We start from the raw sequence: 11,247 nt of genomic DNA, 5'->3' as shown, positions 1-11,247 counted from the left end.
GAAGGCGATCGCAAGGCAGCCAAGGCCCACTGGTTGGATGTGGTACAGAACGTGGTGCTGCTGGCCGCCATGGTGGGCGCAGGCAAAGGCCTGGCCAAACTGACGGCGGTACCGGCCGAACCGGTGGTCGAGGGGTTGCAACCCGTTACCCTGCCCAATGGAAAAACCCGCTTGTGGAAACCCGACCTGAAACCCTATGAAACGCCGGTCAAGCTGCCACCCGATGCCCGGCCCGATGCGCATGGCCTGTACACACACGAAGGGCAGACGTACCTGACGCTGGAGGACCGGCAGTATCAGGTGACCAAAGACCCGGACACCGCCGCGTATCGCATCCAGCACCCGTCCCGACCCGAGGCCTACTCACCCGAGCTGACCCACAACCACGAAGGCGCCTGGCTCCACGAGGGTGAAAACCCGCAGGCCTGGGACGATGCTACCGCACTCAGGCGCCTGGGCCATACCACCGAAGGCCTGGAGACTGAACAGTTGCTCAAGGCACAAGAGGCCAGCGGCGTTTCCGCCAACGCCTTGCGCGAAGCCCACTTTAATGGCGAAGCCACCCCCCTGCTGCTGGCCGATTCGTTGCAGCGCTTTAAACTCAACCAGGACGTCAGCGCATTCATCCAGCAACTCAAAAGCGCCGACCCCGCCGTCTACAGCCAGGCTGACCTGGGCCTGCAACTGGACCTGATGAAGCGTCGCGGCCTGCTGTCCAGCACCCCGCCGCTACGGGTTGTGGATCCCCAGGGCAAAGTCCTGTGGGAGGATATACCCCATCCTTCATCGCCGTTCAGGCGTGCGGTTTATCTCACGGAGCAACATTTGGCCCGTGGCGAGGGATTGCGTGAGGTGCTGTACACGCTGCAGGACACCGACCCACAGCTGCTCGACATCCCGGGCCAGCCCCAGGACACGCTCGACACTCGGGCCACCGGGCTGCGCCAGGCATTGGGTGAATTCGTCGAGAGCATCAAGCCGTCGTATCTGGAAGAGCGCTATCAGACACTCACAGCCAGCAACGATCCCGACATACAGCGCGTACAGCAGGCTTTCCCCAAACTGCCGACGCGCATCGCGGGGCAATTGCTCAAAGAGCTGAGTACCGAGGACGTGACCACGTTACGCAACACCGGGCGCCTGCCGGATACGGTGGCTGGACTGGCACGCTGGGCCGAGCAGGAAACCCGCGTGTCTCGGGCCTATGAAAACTTGCACCTGAATACGCCGTCCGAGCTCGACAGCCAACGCCTGGTCCTGCGCACCCTGGAGACCTTGCCGGGCTGGCAACGGGGCACCCGCGTGGAGTTACGCCTGCACTCACCCGACGGCCCATTGCTCGACGCGATCGGCGAGGCCGGCAGCACGCCAGGCAAGACGTTGGTCCAACTGGAAAACGGGCAATTCAAAGGGCCGGATTCGACGGATATGTACCAGGCCATACTGGACACACTGTCAGCCGGTGAACGTCAGGACCTGAAGCTGTTCGACGCCCACCAACTGCGCGATGCCATCGCGGCCAAGCCCTTGCCCCGCGACACCTTGCGCACCCTGCTGTTGGAGCATCCGGTGCGCAAACCCACTTACGACGCCACCCTGCGCTTGCTGGGGGGCGGGCGCGGCTACGACATGCTCAGGGCGCAGTTCAACAGCCCGGCACAGCGGGTGCGCAGGCTTTACCCGTCTTTCAGCGATGCAGAAGTCACCGCCTTCATCGAGTCACTGGGCAGCGATACAAGCCGCCAGCTGGCCCTGAGGGAAGCCGAGTACAGCCAGCTCAAAGCCGACTTGAAGCAGTGGGTCAAAACCAACATCCCACGTGTGGCTTCCAGCGACTATGAACGAACGGGCGGGTACAGCGCGGTGGTTGCCAAGGATATCAAGCGCTGCTGGCGCCGTGAGACAGGCACCTCGCTGAAAATCGTCAGCGGCATGCCCCTGGACCTGCCCGCGCTGACGGCAGACTTCAGCCATGTCACCGAGCTTGAACTGTTAACCCGACGCTGGTCGAGCAATGCTCAAACCTTTCTGGGCAACTTCACCCAACTCAAAAAGCTGAGGCTGGAAAACTGCGACCTCAAAGCACTGCCCGAAGGGCTCGAGGCAATGCCCCGCCTCACCCATCTGGAGCTGAATGCGAACAATCTGGTGCTGACCCCGCAAAGCGCCGCCCGTCTGAGCGCTTTGCGACAGTTGGAAACCCTCGATCTTTCGGGGAACCGCCTGGGTACGTGCCCGGATTTCAGCTTCATGTACAGCCTCAGACGACTGAATCTGTCCTTTACCGGGCTTGATCAATGGCCGGTGGGCCTACGGGACAAAACCAGCCTGACCTCTCTCGACCTGAGCCACAACCAGCTTCGCGAAGTTCCCGCGGTACTGCTCGAGCCGCCGCCCGAGCAATTGGAGGCCATCGCCAAGATCAACAGCGTCACCTTGCTCGACGACAACCCGCTTCCCGACGCCTATCGCGAACGCTTCGACGCCTACTGGAGGCGCCTGAGCCAACAACGTCCGGACCTGATCAGGAACACTGACGCCTTCGATATGCGCAACCCGCTGCTTGAACGTGCGCGCACGCTGTACCCGAACCGCAGCCGCCTGGAGAACCGGCGGTTTATCTGGGGGCTGGGGAACGGCGCCGAAGCAGAGTTGCTACGCCTTGAGCAAGAATTCCAGGGGCTCAATAGGCAACTCGATACCTGGGCCTCAGCAGGCGGCAACCTGAACAGCCGCACCGGCAGCGGGTATGTGCGCACCCATCAGCGTTTGTTGAATGCCCTGGCTCAAGATGATCGCTACCTGGCCAAGGAACGCATCGTCCAATGCTGGCGCAAGGAAACGCCGATGCAACATGCTCACGATGGCACCCCCATCGGCCTGGAACTGGACCTCAGCGGCCTGAACCTGCAGAGCCTGCCGGAACTGGATGCGGACTTCAGCCACGTTGGCTCGCTCAAATTGACCAACATGCAGTTGAGCACCAGCCCCGAGCAGTTCCTGCTGCGCCATCGCGGGGTGCGCTGGCTGGACCTGTCGCAAAACCAATTGCGCGAGCTGCCGACAGCCCTTGATGAGATGAACGGGCTGACCCGTCTGTTTTTGCACGAAAACCAGATTCAGCTCACTACGCAAACTGCGCAAGTGCTGGCCCAACGTACAACACTCAGGCTGTTGAGCCTGGGCAACAACCCCTTGCGCATCGCTCCGGATTTCAGCGCTATTACCGACTTACGGGTGCTGGTAATGCAGAATTGCCAACTGGAGAGTTTCCCTGGCGGGCTCGGCGCACAACCGTTACTGACAAAGGTCGAGTTGGCGAGCAACCGCATCACCAGCCTTCCCGACTCGCTCATCAACCCTACGGATGAACAACTGGCGCAGTCCGTCCGGCTCACCCGGGTGACCGGCCTCAGTAACAACCCGCTGACCGAGGCGGTGCGCCAACAGGTGGATGTCTACCAGACGCGGCTTGAGCTGGCGGGCCACAGCTCGCTTGCACAGCCCAACCGGATGGTTACCTCAATAGTGGAACAGAGGCTGCCACTGATGGTGCAAGTTCCCGACCTGGTACAGGCAAAACGCTGGGTAAGGGACCTGTCCCAACAGGAACTAGCGAAACGCCACAACCAATGGTGGCAACTGCGAGAGCTACCCCACAGTGACGGTTTCTTCGCGATGCTCAATGGCCTGGAGGAACTGCCCGAAGGCCATGCAGACTTGCAGGCCCGAGTCTGGGCGGTGATCGACGCCATGACGCAAAAAACTGCCGAATCCGAAGCGCTGCGGGCACAGGTATTTGAATGGGCGGGCCGGCCCACCTGCTGTGACCGCGCCGGGTTGTCGTTCAGCAACGTGGAGGTCATGACCATGGTGCACAACGCCAAGTTGATGGCCGGCGATGTGAATCAGGGGGCTACCCTGATCAAGCTGTCCAGGGGGTTGTTCCGCCTCGACGAAGTGGAAAAAGCCGCGCTGAACGATATCGCCCGGCGTACCCAAGCAATCAATGACAACCCCGCCTTGTCGGCCGAGGAGAAAACCCTACAGATCAACCGGCTGGAAGAAGTTGAAATCCGCCTGGCCTACCGTTTTGGGCTCAAGGACGCCGACCAGCTCGACTTGCCGGGCCAACCACAGACGGCGCGATACACCGGCGGCAAAGTTAAACCAGAGGTCTTGCAAGACACCCGCGACAAAATTCTCGCACTGAACAATTCACCGGCTGAATTCCAGGCGTTGGTCGCCAGGGATTTCTGGCAGGAGTACCTGACTCAGAAATACCAGGCGCAGTTCGAAGCGCAGAGCCAGCCGTTCCATCAAAGCCTGGGGGCCTTGTACGACCAGCGCAGCGAGGGGCGGTTGACCGAGAAGGTCTACGACCAACAGGCCAAGGACTTGCAAGCCCAGCTTGCCATCCAGGAAGCCAACCTGATCGAGACCCTGACACGCACAGAGTTGCGAGCCAATCCGATCACCTGACCGCCCGGTGCCAGGGCTGCACGCTCTGGCATCGCTTGACCTATCTACCCCGGCAAACGCCAACAGGCATGGTCTGCTGCGCACTTCATCATTGCAGGAGTGCACCCATGCCCGTTTTATCCACGGCGGATCAGACACCGCCCCCCGTGTCAGACAGCCAGCACCACGCCTTGCTCGAAAACGCTGTACCCGATTGGCTGAAAAAGGCCACCGCGTCACAAAGGGATGCGCTCAAAACCGCCTCCACGGAATTGCCCGATTGGTATCAGCGCGCCCCGGCGGCCCGACGCAGCGCCTTTGAAACCAGCATCGCCAGCCAATTCGCCGCACAGAGCCAATTGGACACTACCTTGTCCAGGCTGCAAGACCTCGACACTTTCGCCCGGCCCCTGTTGGTCAACGCCTTGAAAGATCGGTTCAACGTCGAACTGGATGTCGACAAGACCTTCATCCGGCTACGAAAAACCGTGTCTATCAGCGAGTACTACATTCCCGCCGGTTGGTTCGAAGCACTCAAGCTGCCGCTGCTGCAAGCGGCTTTGCACAACTTCGAAGCGTCGGAATGTGAAGCCGGCGCGTTTCATTCGTCTTCGGGGTTCGTGGTCCTGGCGGCGAGCGGCGACTGCTATAACCCCATCACCACGACCTTGACCGTGGAGCAATTCACCGGGCTGTGTCGTTCGCTGGATATCGGCGCGAAATACCAGGCTTACCTCAAGGGTTTCCTGGAGCCCGATAACGCGGTGGCGCAGGCCGTCCTGCAGGAACGCTTCACTGCCGCGCACAAGTGCGCCCTGCGCGCGGCGGCTGAGCAGGCCCTCTTGAAAAATGACATCACCGAGGCCGACTACCGCATGGTCTTGTCGGTGATCGCCGGAGAAAAGGAGCCGGTGCTCAACGGCAAGCGCATCTGGTTGCGCGACCTGAGCCTGGCACAACATCGACTCACCGGTGTGGTGGTGTTCCTGGTCAGTGGCGAACTTCATAACGGGAGCGAGTTGCTGCTGTACGTTCCCGGCGATCCGCAGGCCCCGCTCAAGCGCTATACCCTGGGCCAGCTAAAGCCCCTGTTCAAGCAACGGTTCACCACCCCTGACACACCGCCGTCAGCGCAGGATGGGCCAACCGTCTACCAGCGCTTCTTCAGCCAGTTCGTCGACTATGCGGAGCGCGCGGACTATTTCAGCCAGTTCACCCAGAACGCCCCGGACACCACCATCCTCCAGGACCTCGCGCCCTATCAGGCCCTGATCGATCAAATACGCCGGGGGATCGACCCGTTCTACATGTTCAGCACGGTCCACCCAATGCCACCGCCTGCGCCGCCCCGGCAAGTGCCCAATCCGGACCCTTACCTGGACCCGGTGATTACGTCGCCGGCACACGGTGGATGGTTCTGGGGTGAGAACCTCGATCTGTGGACCTACCTCTACGAACAATATCGCGCCAGACTCTACGCCGACGCCCGCGCACACGCGGTGCCCACCGCCGACGTGGACGCACGCGTACGCTCACGCAAGCTGGCCCAGCTGCTCAATATCGGCATGCTGCTGTTTACAGGCGTGTCAATGTTCATACCGGCACTGGGGGAAGCCATGATGGCGGTGATGAGTACACAGCTGTTGCTGGACACCTTCGAAGGGGTCAGGGAATGGTCGGAAGGTGATCGCAAAGCGGCCAAGGCACACCTGATTGATGTGGCGCAAAACCTGGTGATGCTGGCGGCCATGGTGGGGGCGGGAAGAGGCTTTGCCAAATTGATCCCGGTGCCTGCCGAGCCGGTCGTCGAAGCGACGTTGCCGGTGATGTCCACCGATGGCAAGACCCGCCTGTGGAAACCCGACCTGGCCCCTTACCGGGCGGGGGTCAATCTGGCACCGGATGCCCAACCGGATGCACAGGGGCTGTACCGCCACGAGGGGCAAACGATTCTGCCGCTGGAAGGCCACCCCTACCGGGTAACGCATGACGCGCAAAACGCCGAATACCGCATTGCGCACCCCACACGCCCAGAGGCGTACTCACCCAGGCTCACGCAAAACCACGAAGGAGCATGGCGTCACGAGGGCGAGCATCCCCTGGACTGGGACGACACTACGGCGCTCAGGCGCCTGGGCCATACCACCGCGCCGCTGGACACCGAGCAATTGCTCAACGCCCAACACGCCAGTGGCGTCACCGCCGATGCCTTGCGCGAAACCCATATGAACAGCGACACCACGCCGCTGCTGCTGGCCGATTCGTTGCAGCGCTTCAAAATCCACCAGCAGGTCAGTACATTCATCCAGCAGCTCAAAAGCACTGACCCCTTCGTGTTTCCCAAGGCTGACCTGGGGGCTCAACTGGACCTGATGAAGCGTCGCGGCCTGCTGTCCGGCTCCCCGCCGCTGCGAGTGATCGACGTCGAGGGTCGCGTGCTCTGGGATGACGCGCCCTCCCTGCCGTCCCAGCGCAGGCGCACGGTCCTGCTCACGGAGCAGCAGTTGGAGCGCGGCGAAGGCTTGCGCGAGGTGCTGGGTACCCTGCAAGGCACCGACCCCGACCTGGTCGACATACCAGGCTCGCCCCAGGACACTCTGCCCATGCGGGCCGCCAAGCTGCGCCGGCAACTGGGTGAGTTTGTCGAATCGATCAAGCCCTCGTATGTGCAGGAACGTTACCGCCAACTGACGGCCAGCACCGACGCCGATGTGCAGCGTGTGCAGGACGCCTTTCCCACCTTGCCGACGCGCATCGCCGAGCAACTGCTCAGCGAACTCAGTGCCCAGCAATTAGAGGCCTTTCGCGCCAGCGCGCGCCTGCCGGACACGCTCGCCGAGCTGGCGCAGTGGGCCGAACAGGAAACCCGGGTATCCCGGGCCTATGAAAACCTGCACCTGAACACACCGTTCGACCTCGATAGCCAGCGCCTGGCCCTGCGCACCCTGGAAACCCTGCCAGGCTGGCGCCGCGGGACCCGCGTGGAGTTGCGCCAGCGTATGCCTGGGGATGCCGAGGACCTGTTGCTCGATGCCATCGGCGAGGTGGACAGCACGCCGGTTAAAACCCTGGTGCAGCTCAGTGACGGGCAGTTCGAAGGCAACCCTTCCACGGATGTGTACGACGCCATTGTCAACGCGTTGTCACCCGGCGAGCGTATCGACATGAAGCTGGCCGACGCCGCGCAATTGCGCGCCGCCATCCAGTCCCAGCCCTTGCCCCGCGAAGCGTTGCGTGCATTGTTGCTGGAACACCCGGTGCGTAAACCTGCCTACGACCCCACGATGCGCCTGCTCGGTGGAGGGCGCGGCTTCGAGAAACTCAAGGCCCGGCTCAGCAGCTCAGCCCAGCGGGTACGCAAGCTCTATCCGTCTTTCAGCGACGCGCAAGTCGACACCTTCATTGAGTCACTGGGCAGTGATGTACGGTCAAAACTGACCCGGCGCGAAGCCGAATACCGCCAGCTCGAAGACGACCTGAACACCTGGGTCGAGGCCAACAAGCCGCGTACGGCGGGCTCCCAGTTCGACCGCGCCGGCGGCTATGCCGGCACGGTCGCCAGGGACATCAAGCGTTGCTGGCGCCGGGAGTCCGGCACTGCGCTTAAATTCATCAGCGGCATGCCGTTGGACCTGCCCGCGCTCACGGCAGATTTCAGCCATGTGACCGAACTGGAACTGCACACCCGTCAATGGAGCGCCAACGCTCAAACCTTCTTGAACAATTTCACCCAGGTTGAAAAGCTGAGCCTGGTCAATTGCGAACTCACGACAATCCCCGAAGGGCTTGATCGGATGCCCCGGCTGACCCAGTTGCGCCTGAGCCAGAACAAGATCGTCCTGACCCCGGACAGCGCCGCGCAACTCAGCGCGCTGCACCCGTTGGAAAGCCTGGAGCTCTCGGGAAACCGCCTGGGTCGCACTCCGGACGTCAGCGCCATGCACGGGTTGAAAAGACTGGACCTGTCCTATACCGGAATCGAGCAGTGGCCGACCGGCCTGCAGGACAAAACCGGCCTGGAATTTCTCAACCTGCGCGGCAACCGCCTGCGCGAAGTGCCCGACCTGTATCTCGACCCACCTCCCGAACAGTTGGAGGCGATTGCCGGGATCAACAATGTCACCTTCCTGAAAGGCAACCCGCTCCCCGACACCTACCGTTCGCGTTTCGACGCTTACTGGCGGCGCCTGGGAGATCAGCGTCCGGATTTGATCAAGACCCATGATGTTTTTGACATCAGCAACCCGCCGCTTGAACGCGCGCGTGCGTTGTACCCGAATCGCAACGCGCTGGAGACCCGGCAGTTTATCTGGGGCCTGGGGGAAGGCCTGGAAGCAGAGTTGCAACGCCTGGAACGGGAGTTCGCCCAGCTCAACACGCAGCTCAATACCTGGGCTTCCGCTGGCGGCAATGTCAACAACCGCACCGGCACCGGTTACGTTCGCACCGAGCAGCGTGCGCTGAATGCTCTGGGTCGAGATGATCGTTACCTCGCCAAGAATCGGATCATCGCCTGTTGGCGCAAGGAAACGCCGGCCAAACTGGCCTTCGATGGCACCCCCATCGGCCTGGAACTGGACCTCAGCGGCCTCAACCTGCAGAGCCTGCCGGAGCTGGATGCGGACTTCAGCCACGTCGGCTCGCTCAAATTGAACAACATGCAGTTGAGCACCAGCCCCGAGCAATTCCTGCTGCGTCATCGCGGGGTACGCTGGCTGGATATATCGCAGAACCAACTGCGCGAGCTGCCGGCGGCGCTCAATGAGATGAACGGGTTGACACGCTTGTGGCTGCACGGCAACCAGATCCAGCTCAGCGCGCACACCGCTCAGGTGCTGGCCCAGCGGTCAACGCTTCGCCTGTTGACCCTGGCCTACAACCCCTTGCGCGTCGCTCCGGACTTCAGTGCCATCACCGACATGCGTACGTTGAACATGCGCAATTGCGAACTCGAGAGCTTCCCGACCGGGCTTGGTGCACAACCGTCGCTGGTACAGATCAATCTGGCGGGCAACCGCATCTCCAGCCTCCCCGAGGCCCTCATCAATCCACCTGACGAACAACTGGCGCAGTCCTCCAGGCTCACTCACCTCATCGAGTTCACGGGCAACCCGCTGACCGAGGCGGCGCGAGAGCAGCTGAACCACTACCGGGCGCGGCTTGAACAGGCGGGCCTGAGCTCGGTCGACCACCCCGACAACCTGGTCTCCTCGGCACTGCGGCTCTTGCCGCCGCCACGCCCCCAAGCCATCGATCAGGCGCAGGCGCGGCGCTGGATGCAAGCAATGTCCCCCACGCAGATCAGCACCCGCATGGCCCAGTGGGAGCAACTGCGCGCACAGCCAGGCAGTGACGGCTTCTTCGCCATGCTCAAGGACATGCGAGAGGCCACCGCCGGCCATGCAGACCTGCAAGCCCGGGTGTGGGCGGTGATCGATGCCATCACGCCAAACACCGTGGAATCCGCGGCGCTGCGCGAGCAGATGTTCGAGTGGGCCGGACGTCCGACCTGCTGTGACCGCGCCGGGCTGTCGTTCAGTAACGTGGAGGTCATGACCATGGTGCACAACGCCAAGGCACTGGCCAGCGATGTGAGTCAGGGCGCCGCGTTGATCAAACTGTCCAGGGGGTTGTTCCGCCTCGATGAGGTGGAAAAGGCCGCGCTGCAGGACATCGCCCGGCGCACCCAGGCGATCAATGACAACCCCGCTTTGTCGGCGGTCGAAAAAGCTCAGCGGATCGCCCTGCTCGAAGAGGTCGAGATCAGGCTGGCCTATCGCTTTGAGCTCAAGGACCCGGACCAGCTGGATTTGCCGGGACAACCGCAGACAGCGATCTTTACCCGCGGCAGGGTCAGCGCAGAGGCCCTGAAAAAGACCCGCGAGGACATCCTCAAGCTGAACGATTCGCCGGCCGAGTTCCAGGCCCTGGTCTCCCGGGATTTCTGGCAGGAGTACCTGACCCACAAGTACCGGGCTCGGTTCGAAGCGCAGAGCGAACCTTTCCACACCAGCCTGGAGGCCCTGCACCGCCAACACGCCGAGGGCCGGTTGTCCCAGGCCAACTACGAGCACCAGGCAAAGGACCTGCAGGCCCAACTGGCGATCGAGGAAGCCAGCCTGATGGAGACCCTGACACGCACAGAGTTGCAAGCCAACCCCGTCACCTGACTCACCGGGCGCCGGGGTTCGCACCCTGGCGCTGTTTTATCTACCCCAGGCGCCGCCCACTGACGTGATCTGCTGTCTGCTCCCACTACCTCAGGAGAGACCGCATGACGGTTCAACCTTCGCCCGTCGAAGCCACTACCCCCGTGTCGAAAAGCGTACACGACACGTTCCTCAAGAATTCCGTGCCCGATTGGCTGAAAAAAGCCACGCCACAACAGTTAGATGCACTCAAGACCGCGCCCGACGCACTGCCAGACTGGTACCAGCACGCCTCTGCGGCGCAACGCCAATCACTTATGGACTGCATCGCCGCCAGCTTCACGGCCCAGAGCACGCTGGACAACGCCATGTCCCAGTTGCAGGACATCGACACCTTCGCCCGGCCGTTGTTGATCAAGGCCCTCAAGGATCAGTTCAAGGTCGAGCTGGACGTCGACAAGACCTACATCTGCCTGAGAAAGAGCGTGACGATGGGTGTCTTCAACGTCACCGCCGGCTCGTTCGAGGCGCTCAAGCTGCCGCTGCTGCAAGCCGCCCTGCACAATTTCGAAGCCGCGGAATGCGAAGCCGGTGCCTTTCATGCCTCCTCGGGGTTCGTGGTCCAGGCGGCGACTGG

3 protein-coding genes are annotated in these 11,247 nt (G+C 62.2%); all 3 read left to right on the top strand.

The genetic code is table 11. From position 1 onward, the window contains the following. Nucleotides 1-4,482, top strand: a 4,482-nt coding sequence (locus BM017_RS28560) for an NEL-type E3 ubiquitin ligase domain-containing protein (protein WP_305883223.1), incomplete at its 5' end; no start/stop codon positions are given. 107 nt (nucleotides 4,483-4,589) lie between these two features. After that, complete coding sequence (locus BM017_RS28555; protein WP_170856132.1) at nucleotides 4,590-10,631, top strand: dermonecrotic toxin domain-containing protein; 6,042 nt, start codon at nucleotides 4,590-4,592, stop codon at nucleotides 10,629-10,631. A 104-nt stretch (nucleotides 10,632-10,735) separates the two neighbouring features. Continuing rightward, nucleotides 10,736-11,247: dermonecrotic toxin domain-containing protein (locus tag BM017_RS28550; protein WP_139216890.1), on the top strand; the 512-nt coding region annotated here is incomplete at its 3' end.

Origin of the sequence: Pseudomonas sp. NFPP04 (assembly GCF_900113815.1) — a bacterium.
In the GTDB taxonomy this organism is placed as follows: Bacteria; Pseudomonadota; Gammaproteobacteria; order Pseudomonadales; family Pseudomonadaceae; genus Aquipseudomonas; species Aquipseudomonas extremorientalis.
This window is presented reverse-complemented; position numbering and strand designations above follow the sequence as displayed.